This is a genomic window from Brevibacillus centrosporus (assembly GCF_003710815.1).
Taxonomy (GTDB): Bacteria; Bacillota; Bacilli; order Brevibacillales; family Brevibacillaceae; genus Brevibacillus; species Brevibacillus centrosporus.
On record NZ_RHHP01000042.1, the window covers coordinates 26,919 to 44,248 of the forward strand.

Genomic DNA, 17,330 nt, shown 5'->3' on the forward strand with positions numbered 1-17,330 from the left:
TACAATTTCAATTATTTAGAATGGACAGAAAACGGGATAAATGGGTGATTATCCTCCCGTTACTCCCATTTCTCCCGATTTACCCTTTTCCGTATTGCCGCAGCACAGATGATATCCTCTCTCCGTCAAGGTAATGCCTCCGCGCCCTGTGCTCACTTCGATTAATCCCTCGCTCCGCAGCTTTTCGATGATGCTCCTGACCTTTGTTTCATGAATCACCACACCATTTTGACGTGCCTGTTCGACTAAGGAACGCCTTCCAGCATTCCTTCCGCTTGTCTTGGCTTGATAAATCAGGTTCAGGATGAATCGCTCGTTATCGGGAGTAGAGTGATACAGCTGAAGCGGTACCTCATTGGGCGAGATCGCTGCAAACTCCCTTTCGTCCCCCTCGTCTAATCCGGGTATATCACTGGCAGACAGGTTGGGATCGTTCATGAAGGCAACGTACTCCATCGCGTTTTCCAGCTCACGCACATTTCCATGCCAGTCATGTCTGAACAAAGAGGCCGACAGCGGCTCTACTAACTGTTCGTCTGCTCCTCGTCTGCGCAAAAAATGAGCAGACAGCAGCGGAATATCCTCTTTGCGTTCACGAAGGGGTGGAATCAGCAGCTGGAGAACTTTTAACCGGTAGTACAAATCGGCACGAAAAGCCCCGTCGTTGACCATCCTGGACAAATCGCGGTTGGTTGCCGCAATCACTCGAACATCGACAGGAAGCAAACGGGTTCCGCCCACTTTCAATACTTCCTTTTGCTGCAGGACACGCAGAAGCCGGCTCTGCATATTCGGAGAGATGTCCCCAATCTCATCCAAGAAGATCGTCCCTTTGTGTGCTTGCTCAAACAGCCCAGGCTTGCCCCCTTTGCGCGCCCCTGTAAAAGCTCCTTCTTCATAGCCAAACAGCTCACTCTCCAGCAAGTTATCCGGCAACGAGCTGCAGTTGACGGCAACGAACGGATACGAGGATCGGGTAGAAGCCTGATGAATCGCATGGGCAAACAATTCCTTGCCTGATCCGCTCTCCCCGAGAATCAGCACCGCAAGATCACTGTTAGCCATTTTTTCTGCTTGCTCTACTACATTTTTCATACGACTCGAGGTTGTAACTAGATCGTCAAAAGAGTATTTGGCATGATGTCCTTTTGCATGCAGCCGCAGCTTCAGCTCCTGCTCTTCTACGTGGCGTGCCGCTTTTAAGGTCAGAACCCCGCCTGTCGAGTGGCCATTTTCCTTGATAATCTGTCTGCTTGCGAGAACCTTGTGTTTTTTAATTTGCAAAAGGGCTTGGCTGAACTCGTCTGTCAGCGCATCCAACTCGATTTTGACCCGCGCAAACAAGCTGTTTACCGTGAGTTGGACGGCCTCCTGAACCGTACAATCGAACAGGGCTTGCGCCGCGGAATTAAAAAACGTAATCTTTCCGTTCATATCATAAGCGATGACGCCATCCTGTACCATGTCAAGCGTTTGCTGCAGCAGCAGCTTCGTATGAATCAAGCCTTGCATCGTGATCTGAATCCCTTGGCTCCTCGTGATGATAGATTCAGAATAAACAGACAAAATATCTCGGGCGTCACTATGCAAGAGATTAAGCTGTGTCAGGATGTCGACGAGTGTGCTGACATCGATGACCCTCTCTCCGATATCAATCACGCGGGTGACACCGTCTGGTACAAGCTGCCCTTCTCCTGGTGTAATCGCAGAAGGATACGGCGGACAATTTTGGATTTCCGGATAATATGGGAAATATCATCGCGATTTTTGGCGTTGATACGAATGCCAATATCGTGGATCGAGGCAAGCAAGAGCTCTTTCAATGGTTGGGAATTGGCTTCCTAGCATCCTTCATTATCGTTTTCCTCTTACAATACGGCTTCCTGCGTAAATTCTTGTCTCCACTGAAAGATCTGGTACAGGTAATCGGAAAAATGAATGAAGGACACCTGGATGTCTCCATCCAAGTGAAACAAAACGATGAGCTGGGCCTAGTCGCGGAGAAAGTAAACGGCTTGATCAGTCATTGGCGCACGATTATCGAAAACGTCCAAAAACATGCAGAGCACGCTGCGACATCGGCCCATGAGCTGGCAGAAGGAGCGGCTCAGAATACGGCTACCTTGCAGCAAGTGACCGAAACCATCCAGGAATTGAAGGCAGGTACAGATGCTACCTCCCTCTCTGCAAACGAGAATGCTCGCGCCATGACAGAGATGGCCACAGGCATTCAGCGGATTGCGGAATCTACCTCCTCCCTTGCAGAATCCTCCCTCGGCATGTCGAAGGAAGCGGAAAAAGGAACAGATTCTGTGCAAATGGTCATTGACCAGATGGATTCGATCAGCCGTTCTGTTCAAATCTCGGCATCCGCTCTCAGCTCACTCGAGAGCAGTTCGAAAGAGATCGGTCATATCGTCGATGTCATCACGGAGATTGCCTCCCAAACCAATCTGCTGGCTTTGAATGCGGCGATCGAGGCGGCACGCGCAGGTGAACACGGGAAAGGATTCGCGGTTGTGGCAGACGAGGTTCGCAAGCTTGCCGAACAGTCCTCCAAATCGACCGCTCAAATCACTCACCTGATCGAAGAAATTCAGCAGGAAATGGGCAAAGCCGTACAAAGCATGAAGCAAGGTACGAAAGAAGTGGAAACAGGGATCCAGGTTGCGAAAAATGCGGGAGATGCCTTCCAGCATATCCTGAATGCTACCCAGCAAGTTGCGGAGCAGGTCGAGGACGTTTCTGCTGTCTCGGAGCAAATGTCTGCAAGCTCTCAGCAAGTTTCCGCAACGGTAACGCAGCTCGCTTCCATTTCCCAGACATCCGCGGACCAGATAACGGATGTCGCTGCCGCATCGGAAGAACAGTTCTCTTCCCTGCAAGCGATCTCTGAATCGGCACAGCGTTTGAATCAGATGGCACAGGAGCTGCGCGACACCGTGAATGTCTTCAAAGTATAGCGTTCGAACTGCATCATTCGGTAGAGCAGGAGTACATCCTACATTCATTGCCCTTAGCAAACGCTTAGCGATAAGACTTTACTCATATCGTGGTAAACAGAAGACGTGTACCGGTATTCCTGATCGCAAGGAAGGCTCAACAACCCGGTCACGTCTTTCTGCTTTTCTAATGTCCAGACGTTTCGATATGGGGAGAATTCTTTCCAGAAGGTTTTCTACCCAAGCATTCCTGGCTTCTAAAAAGGAAAAGACAACGTCGTCCGTTGTCTTTTGTCGTAGCTGTTTATTTTTCAATTTCCAGCACTTCCGGATTTATCAGCGCAGGTGGTCGATTGCCAAGAATTCCTTGAACAAAGTTCTCTGCCGCGAATTGCACCATCGCCTGTCTCGTTTCCCATGTAGCCGATCCGATATGTGGCAGAGTAACCACATTCGGCATAGACAAGAGTGGATGCTTCGGGTCTATTGGCTCTTGGACAAAGACATCCAGCCCCGCTGCCAAAATCTCTCCTTCTTGTAAGGCCGAAACCAGTGCCTCCTCATCTACCGTGGCGCCGCGTGAGCCATTCACAAAAATGGCCGACTTCTTCATCAAGCGGAACTCTTTTTCCCCGATCAGCTTGGTCGTTTCTGCACTCAACGGAACCATCAAACAGATGAAATCCGCCTCCCGACAAAGCTCTTCGAGGCTGCAATACGTTGCCTGATAGGTTTTCTCAACCTCTTCATTCCGGGATCGATTGTGGTACAAGATATTCATCCCAAAGCCAAAATGGGCACGTTTTGCGATAGCAGCACCAATACGCCCCATCCCGATGATCCCAAGCGTCTTGTGGTGCATGTCCACCCCGTAATACTCAGGCGTGATATGCGACGTCCAATTGCCAGACTTGATCATGTGATCCAGCTCTGGAATGCGCCGTGCAGTCGCGAGCATCAGACCAATCATGGTGTCTGCCACTGTTTCATTCAGCACATTGGGCGTGTTTGTTGCCATTACACCGTGTCTTGTGAGCGCAGGTACATCCAGATTGTCGTATCCCACGCCCACATTACTGACGATTTGCAGGTTCGGTGCCTTTTCCAGAAGCTCGTCGTTTACCTTCAGACCCGTTCCTAACAGTCCCTTTGCCTCTTTTAATTCTTCGTAGAACGCCTGCATATTATCGGCATGAAGCTGCTCAAAATAGACGACTTCACAGGCTTCCTGGACATACTCGAGTACACTTGGTTCCACTTTTTTATAAATAATCACTTTCGGCTTCATATACATGCCCTCGCCTTCCAGAAAGTAGATGGTACACTGCCAATACGAACGAATTTGTCAGTTGTCTTTTCTTTTTCGCAAAGAACTTCTATAATTCCTGCTATTGCTTCCCTTCCTAACAAAAAGAGGCGGGGATTTCTCCCCACCCTGCGAGTAAATGCTTGAATCTGCGTCCTGCACACATCGCTTCGATTACCAAACCTTCAGTTGAATCGTGATTGTCCTTTGGTTTTGTTCGATAATCATTTCGTTGATTCCTTTACTAAAAAACGTCTATCAATAAAGTATGCAAACAGCAAACTGATAGTGGCTAGAAATAGTGGTACTCCAAAGGCTTCAATTGAGAATGGATTACCCTCTAGCTGCAAATAGTCTGCACGATACTCTAAGCGCTTTGCTCCAAATTTTGCAGTCAGCTTATCCTCCTGTTTAGCTAAATCTTCAAGTGGTGCATCAAACATAAATCTCTTCGTAGATTCGCTATGCAAGAATTCAGGCTTAACGCTCTTTCCGCTTGCAATCCATGCTTCTACTTCCTCGGCTCCCAATATTCTTGCCTCGGTGCCTGGAACAATGAGGCGATCTAACTGAGGAGCATTCTGAATTTGATATTTAGAAATCAGGTTCAGATGATATTTTGTGACTATCGGTTGCTCATTGCTCGATATAGAAATGACTTTCGTCGTTCCTGAAGCCGCATACGTATCATATATCGCGGATAACTCGCCATCATCCATACCATCGTATAACAATACGCCTGTCTGTGTCTGGTTCCACTGAAAAGCTTGATTAAACAGGTAAATTATTTCGCTCCTATCCAGGTAATATGGATCAACCTTAGGATTATTCACAAAGTGGTAGGTAGGGTAATTCATGTCGGCCGCAATTTTTTCGGCCATTGATTTGCCCAGCTGCTGGGAAATGACATAGAGGGTAGCATCGATTCCTGATGTGAGACCTGCCGAGGATACTATTTTCTCTCCACCCACTACATATCGCTGGTCCCTAATCCAGTTTGTTTCCGAGAATGACTTTTTAATTTGATCAAAGAATTGCCAATGCACAGTTGAAGATTTTCCTGTTAATAATCCCGCATCTGCCGCATTGACAGCTCCTCCACATATACTCAGAATGAACGTGTCCGAATGTTTTTGGATCCATTCACGTACAGGTTTATATTTTTCCTGGTTTTCTAAGGGCATGTATGGGATCACAATGAGATCTGGACTTTTACCTAACAATTGATCCAATTCTTCAAAAGAATAATGTGGCAACAAATCAAGACCACCTGTTAACGAGGTAACATTTTTGTCAGGAGCAATGGCGAACACATTATAAGCTTTAGTCATCGCTAACATCTGATAGGGAACCAAAAAATCAAATACTTCAGTGGTTGGACTCCCCAAAAGAACTGCGGCAGTCGGTTTGTTCGGATTATAATCAGGTATTTCTACCTGGTTTATTTTGGGGATCGGTTCATTGCGTAAGGAGTACCAATACGCCTTCTGCTCACCAAGAAAACCGATTACCCCACCTCCTCCAACGATAAACACGAGTATACCTAGATAAACAGCCAAACGTAGTAAAAACCTTTTCAAAGAAATTTCCTCCTTATTAAATCCATATGCCTTCCATGCATTTCACTATAATCCACCAATATGAACGTACTATGAACAGCGGATGCTGCTTCCCTTTGCAATCATGAAAACAGACCGTATCCCCATGTATAATGCGGGGGATACGGTCTTATCCTTCAATTAGTTATTAAACCCATTTGGAAAGAAAACGTCTATCAATCAGGTAGCCTGTCAACAAAGCCCAAACACCAAGCATAAGCGCGGTGATAAAAGCTTCCCAGGCAAATAGTTCACCCTCCAGCTCTAAATGATCAGGCCGATATTCTAATCGTTTGGCGGCCCATTTCGCTGTAAGAAGGTCCTCTTGCTTCGCTAAATCTTCCAGCGTCGTGTCAAATACAAACCTGTCTGGCTTGTGGCTATGGATGTATTCAGGTTGCACTCCACGATCTTGTTCGTTCCATGATTGACTAGCGTACGTTGACAACGTGGGTGCCTCTGTTCCTGGCACTAATAATCGCTTAATTTTGGGAGCATTCGATACTTGATACCTAGATACGAGATTTAAATCGTGTTTTGTTACGATAACGCCTTCCGAATTTGAAATTGTAAAAACCTTTGCCGTACCTAATGGCGAATACGTGTCAAAAATGGAAGCCAGTGCACTTTCTTCCATTCCTTCATAAAGAAGAACACCTACTTGCTTTTTTTGAAACTGAAAGGCCAGATTCATATAATAAATTGCCTCAGTTTTATCAATATAATAAGGCTCAACTTTAGGATTGTTCACATAGTGATAAGAAGGGTAATGCAACTCTTTCGCTATTTTCACAGCAGCAGACTCTCCTAACTGGTGCGAAATAACATAGAGAACAGCATCGATACCCGATGTGAGACCTGCTGAGGATGTAATATTTCCTGTCTGGACGAACCGCTGGTCCCTTATCCAATTGGTATCAGGATATGTCTTGGTAACCTGGTTAACGATACGCCAGTGGATGGTGGATGTTTTCCCTTTTAATAACCCCGCATCGGCAAGATTCCTTGATCCAGAACAGATACTTAATATCTTGGTTTTCCCGTGTTTTTGTATCCACTGTCGAACAGGACGGTACTTTTCTTCATCGTCCATAGGCATAAAAGGAACCACAATAAGATCAGGACTCTTTCCAAGTAACCCATCCATTTCTTCAAATGAAAAATGTGGAATGAGATCCAAACCGCCGGTTAAAGCCGCTACCTTGTTATCTGGTGCCACAGCATACACATTAAATTCGTCCGTCATTGCAAACATTTCGTAAGGAACAAGAAAATCAAATACCTCCGTAATTGGATTTCCCAATACGACTGCAACTGTCGGTTTAGTGGGATCATACTTTGGTATTTTTACTCCCTGAAAAGAAGGGCTTGATATGTTACGAACAGATATCCAATCGGCTCTTGAGCGAACAGCACCAAATGCACCAACACCCCCCACAAATAAAAGAAATAGAGACAGATATAGAACAAAACGCATGAATCCCTTCTTCAATTCGTATTCCTCCACCGGAAAATATGCTTTAATCAAGAATCAATTCTTTCAATTTTCGCAAGGTACCTTGTTCGATCCCACATGCTCGAATCAGGTACATGTCAATCGAACCGTACTTTTGAATTATGTCACTGAACACTTCATCCAAGCACTCCTTGTTAGCCATCAATATGAGTTTTATTCGCGCTGGCTTTACCTGGAATAAAGTCAACCATGACATCGCTTTACTCAATTTCTCCAAGCGTGATTTGTATAAATCATTGGTTACTAGATATTCTTGCACAACAATGGGATAAGGAACTCCCGCGATCAATTGGATTAATGCCGAAATAAAACCGGTACGGTCCTTACCCGCCGTACAATGAATTAAGGCAGGAAGATTTTGCTCTTGAGCGAGTAAGTCTATGATTTTCTTTATCTGTAGAGTGCTCTCTACTGCCATATAATGATAATAGGCTCTACTAAACTTCTTGAAATTTTCTGCTCCTGCCCTCCCAAAAAAGAAGTCTATGATTTGTCGTTTACTGGCTTGTGTTCCCTCCAGATGAAGTGGCATATTCATAACCTTAAATCGTCCGTGTGGTAATAGACGTGATTGTTTTGATTTGTGCTCTTTTGGAGAACGGAGGTCACATATGACTTTTATTCGACATTCATCCAGCTTTTTCAAATCATTTTCTGTCATCCGGGATAGATCGTCAGAGCGGTAAAGAACTCCGGTTTTCAAACTTCTTCCATCTTCCGTTTTCAAGCCTCCCATGTCCCTAAAGTTAACCAGTTTATCAAATGACAGATTCATTTCTCCAACAGCTCGCTGCAAAGGATTCCCTCCCGTTTCGTGGTTTCTCGATTAAGGATTCTGCATGTTTAACAAGGCAAGATGACGGTTAAATTTTACGTGCAACTTACTGCCTCGCCAGAAAAATACAACATTTAACAGGGCAATGAGACCGTATGTTCCAAATGTGAAGAACCCGCCAGATGAGAAGTGTGTGAGAATCACACTACCTAGCCAAGGACCAATAAAAGACCCCAGTGTAGTGAAGCTTTGCGCTCCGTAGTACGCTCCACGAAAATGAGCAGGTGTGATTTGATCCAACAACTGGTATTCCGCAGGGATAACTAGTACTTCCCCCATGGTAAAAACAACCATGGACACAACAAAGTGCCACCTCTCATTTGCAAAAGCAAAACCAAGCATCCCTAAGGCCAAAATGCTGCTGCCCATAAAAACGGACACAATAGGTTGAAATTTTTGAGCAATCCTCGTCACTGGAATTTGAAACACGATTACACAAATCGAATTGACACCGACAATGATTGCAAATAACTTCGCAGGTTCATTTTCCTGTAGGCCTAAATACTGCATAAGTGGAACAGACCATTGACCATGAACAACCGTGCTTAAAATTCCCCCTATTATGAAAAGAAGCAATGGAGCGTCTCTATAAATCACTTTGCACGCAATTACGATAGAGGACTTATCGGATTGGTTGTAGGAGGCTGGATGGCGGGTATCCTGTTTTATCAAAACGAGAAGTCCGACTCCTAAAATACAGTAGACTGCTGCCGCGACATAAAAGGATTCAATCGATCCTCCTATATCCGCCAAGAGCCCAATCAATGGTCCCAACGCATAGGCAATATTCACAACCAGGTAACGCAGTGAAAAAACTTTCAAGCATATTCCGACGGCGTTACATCTGCCATTAGTGCTTTTGAGACTGGGCTAAAAAAGCCGGAGAAAAAACCTTTGAGAAAAACAAATAGAAACAACAAAACGGGTTCCTTACTCAATGCGAAGCCTATCATAAAGACGGAATAGGCAAACATAGACAGTATGAGAACTGGCTTTCTGCCTAAAACATCCGAAAGCGATCCCGCCAAAAATCCGCCCAATGTTGCAGCCAATGGTACGATCCCAGAAAGTACACCGATGTGGATGGGCTCCATTTTCAGCACACTGGATAAATAGAGCGGCAAGAATAGAATGGAAGTGGCATCTGCCAAGGTTAAGAGGAAAGTAAAGCACACGAATAGATACACATATGGATGATGAGTCATCCTGGCCCTTCCTATGTGAGACAAGAGTACAGCTCCTTTTTGATATAAACTTTAACAATCTAAAGAAAAATGGTAATGATGAACGCATCATGAACGAATCCCTTGCTATCACCTGTACGGAAGATGCTTTATCTTTTTCGTCATGAACCGTTTGTCAATGAAGCGCGCTACCAGCAAGGAGATAATGGTTAACAGAATCAGATTCCCATAAGTCTCTAAAGAAAACGGTTTGCCTTCAAGCATAATTTGGTTGGCTCGATATTCTAATCGCTTCACAGCGTGCTCTGCACTTAAAATGTCCTCTTGCTTTGACAGATCCTCAATCGGTGCCTCGAATACAAATCTATCTGGTGAGTTTGCATGTATGAGCAGTGCATTCTCGCTTCGCCCAGCTTCCTGCCATTGCTGAATATCCTTAGCTGCAATTGTTTTGGCATCAGCCCCGGGTACGATCATTTTATCGAGCTTCGGTGCATTTGGCATTTGATACCTAGCCAGAAGTATGAGATTGTGTGCAGTAACCACTGGCCGCTCTGATTGGGAAATGGTCAATACATTCGTCGTTCCGGTATCCGAGTAAGAATCAAAGATGGAAGAGAGCGCCAATTCTTCTATTCCGTTGTATAGCAGCACTCCTGTTTTTTGCTTGTGCCACTGATAAGCATTGTTTAACAGGTATGTCATAAACTTCAAATCAATTGAATAAGGATCAACATCTGGATGATGTAGAAACGGATAAGAAGGATAATGAACCTCCTTGGCAATCTGATTCGCAACAGGTTCTCCTAATTCTTTTGAAATAACGTACAGGACCGCGTCAATTCCAGCTGTTTGACCAGCTGATGTGATTATGTTACCTTCTACGACGTACCGTTTGCTTACTGTCCAAGCAGTATCTGGAAAAAACCTTTTCATATCCGGCATGATTTGCCAATGAGTTGCTGCTGATTTTCCCTTTAGTAATCCTGCATCTGCGAGTTGAGCCGATCCTGCACAAATACTCAACAGTGTCGTATCCGCGTGCTTTTTAATCCATGTAAGGACGCTTTGATATTGACTACCAAAAATAAGCATATTCGGAACAACAATTATGTCAGGACTCTTTCCTAGCAATCCATCCAATTCTTGAAAAGTAACGTGTGGTACAACATCTAGCCCACCGGTTAATGATTTCACCTGATGATCGGGGGCAACCGCGTAAACGTTATAAGCTCCCGTTCTAGAAAATAGATTATACGGCATGAGAAAATCAAAATCTTCGGTAATCGTGTCCCCCAATACGACTGCAACAGTTGGCTTAGCGGGATCATGTTGAGGTATCGTTACTCCCTGTAAAAGAGGGACAGGCTCTTCTCGGAAGGACTGGTAAAAGTCTATCTGTGAATTTCGAAATCCGACAGCTCCGACGCTGCCAGCGATTAACACAAAAGTCACTACATAAATAGCGATGCGCATTAGTATTCGAAACATTTCAATCTCCTCCTATTACTTAACCTTCTATTCTTTCTTGTTCTGGTTAACTTCACGTCATTTCTCTTCTGCTATCGCAACTACATAAGAAAATGTCCTGATTTTCCCATCTTGTTTAAAATCAGCCCATATTTTATACAGACCGGGATTGGAGAACTTTGTCTCAAAGATTGGCTCTTCCCCATTGGATGGGTGGACATGAAGATATTTTTGAGCATTTTCATCCAGAATGACTACATGCCCCATAGCACCTAAATAAGGAGTAAGTTTGGTGCGATCCAAGTCAAATTTCAGCGAAACGGGTTCGTTTGTACGAAAAGAACTCATGTTCAGCTTTACTGTTTCTCCCTCTACCGTCTGAATGAGTTGGTCATCAGGCTTGAGTTCCTCATTGTCCACTGAAACGACTGGATTCCCAACAACAAAGGGTACTGGCTCAACCGAATATACTAGCTGCTTTGGCTTAATATCAATAAATGCCTTATAAAAACCATTCGGCAGTATTTTCCCAATCCTAAATTCTCCCTTCCCAATCCTCTCTGGATGGAGGTGGTAATACTTCTCCTGATGTTCATCCACAATGATAAAATGAAGTAGTTTTTCATGATTGATCACAAGTTCATGAGCGTCATTACCGTGCCCTTCCTCTCCATTTTCATGAACACCATCACCATCCGTTCGCAGCTGTTCTACGGCAACCACCTGTTGATTTTCAACAAGATAGCTTTCATAAAATGCATATCCCCCAAACACTACTGCTAATTACAGAAGCGCACCAAACACCGCTTTCACCTTTTCTTTTCTTTATTACCAGTTCCTTGAGTGTTGCCATCACGAATGCTATCCATCTACATGCTCATTTCTCCTCGTGTTGATGAATGATAATATCGTCGTTACTGAATTGCTGTACCCAAAATATAAATCGCTACTGTGAACACAATATGAACTCTGTATTTTCGTTAAAAGGGCTTGAATGCATATCCCGTTGAGGCTGCAACACCTTTTTAAGCACAGAAAAAGCCTGTTGGTTGAGGAAAGACGAATCGTCATTCCAGTCAACAGACTTGCGTAAACGGTCCCAAACAAATTGGTGAAGGATACAGCATCTGGTTATTTTTATTGTGTGGCAACTGTTCCTACTGAATGAAAAAGGGAGTGTATACCCCATGGAAAATTGACTCTATTTAGCCTCTCTCGCTAATGAAACGGTATCATTACAGCAGGGCAACTAGTGTCGACTGTCTGCGTACAAATTAACTTTCCTCAAACAAGAAATTCTGCCATAATCTGCTCGAGATCGAAGGGCGTTACCCCTTCCTCAGGAGAAAAAATAGCATCCGCTTGGTCTCGGGTTTCTACCGACTCCCCTCTTGCTTCCACATGGAGAGAGAACAAATCGTACAGGTCAGGCTTTCGCCAGGCCGTCATGGCTTTCCCCATCAGTACCATACCTTTTGGGTTGCCTTCGACATGATTGTAGTGGTGTGGATTTCTCGTCAATGCTAAATCTGTCCAGATGACCTCGCGTTTCACCAGGTCCATGATGACTGGAATCGCAATCTGCGTATCAGCCGTGACGTCCATCTTGTTCGCAACCGTGGCGGGCTCAAATATCTCGCCAGAAAGAGGTTTCTTCCGCATCATCCAGCCCGTAAAGCACTCTGGCAAGTTGCAGTAAGGTTGATTCGTGAAGGAGTGTAGAGTGGCTACGAGATAACGACCTCCAAAGTTCACAATGGAAGGAATATGCAGATTTATGAATTCACACGCCCCCTGAGGAGCCGAAACCATATCCCCACTGTGGGCAGCCTGGTATTTAGAGGACCGCAAATTCGTATAAGAAACATGCACCACATACTGCCAGTTCTGGTCGTACATGACGGCTGACAGATCAATATCGACACGCCCCGTTGGCTTACCATCAACATTCCCCTCTTTCCACCCCTCCCTCATCGGAAGCCGGCTTCCCCTTACGATCGTATGAAGGGCTTTGCTGGCAGACCTCTGAGAAAACGGCACGTTCAAGCGATCGTCGACGAACACTCTTCCCAATGGAGGTAGCTCAGCAAATGCTGAATCAGCGACTCTTTACATATTCGCACGATCTCCTGGCACGCAGCTTCATCGATAACTGGCAGGGTATAAGGAGCTGCAAATGCTTTTGCGACGTTTCCTTTAGGAAAGGGCAAAATGATTTTTCACTTGAAGCAGCACAGGCGTCGATACCTGACTGGCGACCTCTCCAAAAGCCAGTGCAACATACTCGCTTTATTCGGTCGAGCGCAACAGGTGATCAAGCCTTCTGGCAAATTCACCCGGCCGCTGCATCAACAACTCGATTGCATTCCAGATCTATCGCGATTGAAATGCGAGCTCCACTGATGTGTTATATGTTGTAAATGGCTTGTTATTCCGCAGGATATCAAAAGCTTCTTCACAACGGGCATATCTATGCTTGTATTCGGAGGGGTGCAGAATTTCGCCTAGTCGAATCCAGCGTTCCTTATACCTGAGCATATCCTCCACAATAGGGTGACATTGTTCCAGCAACCCAAGCAACAGCCGTCTTTCGCTCCGTTTCAGCTTGCGAAAACGGGTAGCTTCAGCCAGGCTGATATCACCATCCGATAAAGCCACTGCCAAACGCAGGACATCGGTAGCCGTTTTGAAGTATCGTCCGATCCGGTTTACGTCGGCTTTATCCTGTTTCAATAAACACCCCACCATGAATCCCACATTTTCCTTGAACGGAATCACGTCTGGCAGAATCGCATCCAATTCATCCGGCTCGGCGAACTCAACAGCAGCTCCAACATCTTCTCGGTCCGTATCTGAGATAGATGTCTTCGCTTGGATCAGCTGACGGATCATAGCATAAAAGTCATCCTTGCTTCCCAAATCAATGACTTTCAGCTCTTCGTCATTCTGAAACGTAGGTCTGCTTGTTCGCTCATAAGCAGGCAGGTCCAGTGTAAGGTAATGGTAAATGGCATTCAGATAGAGCTGTGCATCCGATGCCTGCATCACCTGCTCGGGAAATCCCGGATACATAGGCTGGTATTGCACATGTGCGCCGAGCAGCAACCGAATATCCGCATCCAGCTGACGATAAAACGCTGCAAACTGGTCCTTGGATAAGGTGCGTAAAGCATGCATCAATCGATGGGAGAACGTGTATCCAAGAGACTCCACATTATTCATAGCGGTAGCCAAATATACCTTTGGGAGTCGATCGGCTCTTTTCCCTTGGCTGACAATCAGTTTATTTGCTCTTCTTAAAAAATCGTATTGATCATCATTAAAGTGTCCAGGAAAGCTCGATCCCTACTGTCATTAGGAGTCAAGTAGAAGGAAGGATCGCAATAGCCTGAAAGCTGGGAGTTCAAAGCCGTTGACCTTGAACGCTTGATGCATTCAGCATCACATACTGCCCCAGCTGCGAACATGGCGAAAGTATTACGACTTGGAAAAATAGTCCGAATAAAAATGGGGCAAAAGCGGTCTTTTCCACAAGAAAAAAGGACAGCAACAGATGCTGTCCTTGCCTTGCCATTATCCTGTTTTCAATCCTTCTTCTCAGTCGCTGCTTTCTGAATAGCTTTCGCCAAGAACTCGGCATAAAACTTCGCACCCTCTGGTCTAAGGTGGACGCCGTCATCATAGAAAAAGATGTCCTTGCCTATACTGGCCGTGTACCAGTCGAGCAAAACGGTATGCGGGTAGGTCGCAGCTACTTTCGCAAGTGTTGTATTGACGACACTTTCCCAAGGCTTCGGAACTCTCGTATTCACCAGAATGATGTGATCAACGCCATCAAGTGAATCCAGGAGCTTGATTAGCTGTTTCTCGCTGAAGGACCCATTCGTCCCCAGTTCGATAACAACCGTGTCGCCAAGCAGCCCTTTTGCTTTGAGGTTCTCCAGCACAGCAGGAGCTTGAGACATTTGTCTTCCGATTTTGCCGTCGATGACAATGCCTGGCAGCAGCTTTTCCAGAAAAGGTTCGATATCCAGCATAACGGAGTCACCCAGAGCCGTGACTCCTTTTCCAGATCCCATCGGTTTTTGCTCTTGCTTTTCATTCGAGTCGGCTGTTTTCTGGTCTTGCTCTTCTGTCGCTGTCTGATCAAGCTGGCCTTCCTGTTTTACACCCTCATCTTCAGCGACAGCTACATCCTTTTTCTGTGCCGAATCTTTTGCTGGTGTCGATTTCCCGCCAGCCTTTGCTTGTTCGGATGTTTCCTTTTTACCGCCCTTTTCCTCCGCCTTTGAAGATGCGCTTTGCTTATTCCCAGCAGAACCGTTCGGATGGACTGGACCTACCTGTTTGGGCAGTTCAACCGTGTAAACGACATTCTGTTTAGGGGCTTCCGCTTTTTTGCTGGAGACAGGGGTTTGACTGGCAGTCGCATCAGAGGTCAGCGATGCAACACCGAAGTATGTCGCACACAAAACCACAGCGCATGCATAGGCAATGATTCTCTTATAGCTTCTTTTCTGCCCTTCGCGGCGCTGGGCCATTCGCGACCAGATTCTTCCCAGTGCTCCATGGCGAATGGGTTCCTCGATGTATTTCCATGACAGTGCTGCCAGTACTATGCAAGCGAGCACTTGAAGAATGGCGCGAGGGATCGCGTATGCATCTGTATGCTCCGGACCGGGATTGGTCAGCACAATGACCGGGTAATGCCACAGGTAGATTCCATACGACCGGACGCCAAGCCATTTCAACGGCTTGCAGCCCATCCATTTGGCGAGTGTACTCGCGGGGTGAGCCAATGCAGCGACGACGAAAGCACTTACGACAGAGAGAAGGACAAGACCTCCGCGATACAGGAACTCATCATATTGATTCGTTTTCCAAATCGCCAGTAGCATAATGACAAGTCCTGCACCACCAGCCAGGTCAATGGATAAGCGCGCACGGCGGGAAATGGTAGCGGATAGCTTGCGACTCGGCCACACCATCGCGAGTGCCGCACCGATCAGCAAAGCGAATACACGTGTGTCCGTACCGTAGTAGACACGGCTTGGATCGAGTCCAGGTTCGTACATCCACGCCATCGCTACTGCAGAGATTGCGGCAGCCAAAAGTGTAATCACGACGAGCGGACCACGTCGCTTCATATAACGAAGCCCGAGGGCGAGTAATAGTGGCCAGAACAAGTAAAACTGTTCTTCGACTGCCAACGACCATAAATGACCGAATGGCGATGGGGGGCCAAACTTTTCGAAATAGGAAACATCCTGAAAAATGAGCCACCAGTTACTGACGTACAGCACAGCTGCTGGGACGTCGCCTTTCATACTGGGAAGATGGTCTGGCTTGAACCAATTTACCCAAGCTACAACCACAACCAGCAGTAACAAAAGAGCGGGTAACAGCCTACGGGCACGACGTAACCAAAAATCTTTCATATCGAGACGTTGATTCCGGCTCCACTGGGCAATGAGCAGATCCGTTATGAGATAACCAGAGAGAACAAAAAAGATTCCGACACCCAGCAATCCTCCAGGTGCCCAATTGTAATTGATGTGGTACAAAATAACAGCAAACACTGCCAAGGCTCTCAGCCCGTCGATTCCAGCCATGTATCGGCTGGTGCCTTTCAATGGCTCAGGCATGTTGACGGCCTCCCCTGCGTGCGTGGTTCCATTCTTGATGAGACTTTGCCGTACTCGATATGCAGCTCATCTGCATTCTCCCCTTTTTGTTTCCATTCTGTTCATTGACTAAAGTTGACCGGGGTCAGCCATTCCACATCGGGAAATGCGTGCTGTATGAATGCAAAGCCCCCCTATTTTCCTCAAATAGAAAACGGGGCTGGTATCCTTTTTCATGGTTCCAATCATATTTGCCCGTATTCAGGATGTGTGTAGCGACTCGCTTTTTGGGGTATGCCCTCTTTTCGTTTATTGATGTATCATTCATCGCCTCTTTCCCGTCCCCATTTACAGGAAATTACCTTTCGTTTGCGAGTATGGGTTCATATGTACGCTTCAAGCTGAGGTAACCTCGAGTAATTCGATTATAAGACGATCCGCAGGTAAAACACGTTACAAAATGTTTACGAAGTTCGGGAGGAAACTTTCCCGGAATTCATCGACAAAAAGAAAGAGAAGCTGTTGGCGTCAATATCTGCCAACAGCTTCCTTATGTAAGCGTTGCTCCGTACCGGAAATGATCTGACAATCTATGATCATTTTCCAACATTAAATGTGATGTGTAAACAAATAATTCAAGAAAAGTCCTCCACTAATGACCGCAATTACCATGAAAATAATGCCACTGCGAATCCGTTGCGAAAGGAGACGCATGAACCCGAGACAAAAGAACACACCGGTCACCAGAAAATACGCGATTCCCACCCAAAATAAACTCCACGGCAAGCTCGCCAAATCTACATTACCCAACGACTACACCTACCCTACTCTCATCTGCTTTCCATTTTTTCACCA

Annotated in this window: 13 protein-coding genes; 1 reads left to right on the plus strand and 12 read right to left on the minus strand. The window is 45.9% G+C overall.

Going from position 1 to position 17,330, the window contains the following annotated elements:
* Positions 1 to 48: 48 nt before the first annotated feature.
* Positions 49 to 1,659 (minus strand): sigma-54 interaction domain-containing protein, encoded by a 1,611-nt coding sequence (locus tag EDM55_RS26555; protein WP_122961773.1) that lies wholly within the window; start codon positions 1,657 to 1,659, stop codon positions 49 to 51.
* An 86-nt stretch (positions 1,660 to 1,745) separates the two neighbouring features.
* On the opposite strand from EDM55_RS26555, the gene EDM55_RS26560 reads away from it, so the two are divergent.
* Positions 1,746 to 2,963: a methyl-accepting chemotaxis protein gene (locus tag EDM55_RS26560; protein WP_122961774.1), complete on the plus strand. Its 1,218-nt coding sequence runs from the start codon at positions 1,746 to 1,748 to the stop codon at positions 2,961 to 2,963.
* Positions 2,964 to 3,246: 283 nt separating this feature from the next.
* On the opposite strand, the gene EDM55_RS26565 is transcribed toward EDM55_RS26560, so the two are convergent.
* The 11 genes from EDM55_RS26565 to EDM55_RS26610 form a co-directional block, all read right to left on the minus strand.
* Positions 3,247 to 4,230: a 2-hydroxyacid dehydrogenase gene (locus EDM55_RS26565; RefSeq protein ID WP_122961826.1), complete on the minus strand. Its 984-nt coding sequence runs from the start codon at positions 4,228 to 4,230 to the stop codon at positions 3,247 to 3,249.
* A gap of 242 nt (positions 4,231 to 4,472) precedes the next feature.
* The gene (locus EDM55_RS26570) at positions 4,473 to 5,828 is read right to left on the minus strand and encodes a DJ-1/PfpI family protein (protein WP_092270130.1); all 1,356 of its coding nucleotides are present in this window, start codon (positions 5,826 to 5,828) and stop codon (positions 4,473 to 4,475) included.
* A 166-nt stretch (positions 5,829 to 5,994) separates the two neighbouring features.
* Complete coding sequence (locus EDM55_RS26575; RefSeq protein WP_246070907.1) at positions 5,995 to 7,338, minus strand: DJ-1/PfpI family protein; 1,344 nt, start codon at positions 7,336 to 7,338, stop codon at positions 5,995 to 5,997.
* Positions 7,339 to 7,366: 28 nt separating this feature from the next.
* Positions 7,367 to 8,158, minus strand: coding sequence for a tyrosine-protein phosphatase (locus tag EDM55_RS26580; protein ID WP_218033692.1), 792 nt, complete (start codon positions 8,156 to 8,158; stop codon positions 7,367 to 7,369).
* Between the two features lie 30 nt (positions 8,159 to 8,188).
* Positions 8,189 to 9,019: an MFS transporter gene (locus EDM55_RS26585; protein WP_170184382.1), complete on the minus strand. Its 831-nt coding sequence runs from the start codon at positions 9,017 to 9,019 to the stop codon at positions 8,189 to 8,191.
* Positions 9,016 to 9,402: an MFS transporter gene (locus EDM55_RS31520; protein WP_122961776.1), complete on the minus strand. Its 387-nt coding sequence runs from the start codon at positions 9,400 to 9,402 to the stop codon at positions 9,016 to 9,018. The genes EDM55_RS26585 and EDM55_RS31520 overlap by 4 nt, the downstream gene beginning before the upstream one ends.
* Before the next feature lie 108 nt (positions 9,403 to 9,510).
* Entirely contained in the window at positions 9,511 to 10,872 is a 1,362-nt protein-coding gene (locus EDM55_RS26595; RefSeq protein ID WP_092270140.1) for a DJ-1/PfpI family protein, read from the minus strand.
* A gap of 57 nt (positions 10,873 to 10,929) precedes the next feature.
* Positions 10,930 to 11,625, minus strand: coding sequence for a DUF8832 domain-containing protein (locus EDM55_RS26600; protein WP_246070906.1), 696 nt, complete (start codon positions 11,623 to 11,625; stop codon positions 10,930 to 10,932).
* 510 nt (positions 11,626 to 12,135) lie between these two features.
* Positions 12,136 to 12,825 (minus strand): TerD family protein, encoded by a 690-nt coding sequence (locus tag EDM55_RS31525; protein WP_373863294.1) that lies wholly within the window; start codon positions 12,823 to 12,825, stop codon positions 12,136 to 12,138.
* A gap of 399 nt (positions 12,826 to 13,224) precedes the next feature.
* Positions 13,225 to 14,073 carry a hypothetical protein gene (locus tag EDM55_RS31530; RefSeq protein ID WP_373863293.1) on the minus strand — a complete coding sequence of 283 codons (849 nt, stop codon included), beginning with the start codon at positions 14,071 to 14,073 and terminating at the stop codon, positions 13,225 to 13,227.
* Positions 14,074 to 14,435: 362 nt separating this feature from the next.
* Positions 14,436 to 16,496: an acyltransferase family protein gene (locus EDM55_RS26610; protein ID WP_122961777.1), complete on the minus strand. Its 2,061-nt coding sequence runs from the start codon at positions 16,494 to 16,496 to the stop codon at positions 14,436 to 14,438.
* Between the last annotated feature and the right edge of the window lie 834 nt (positions 16,497 to 17,330).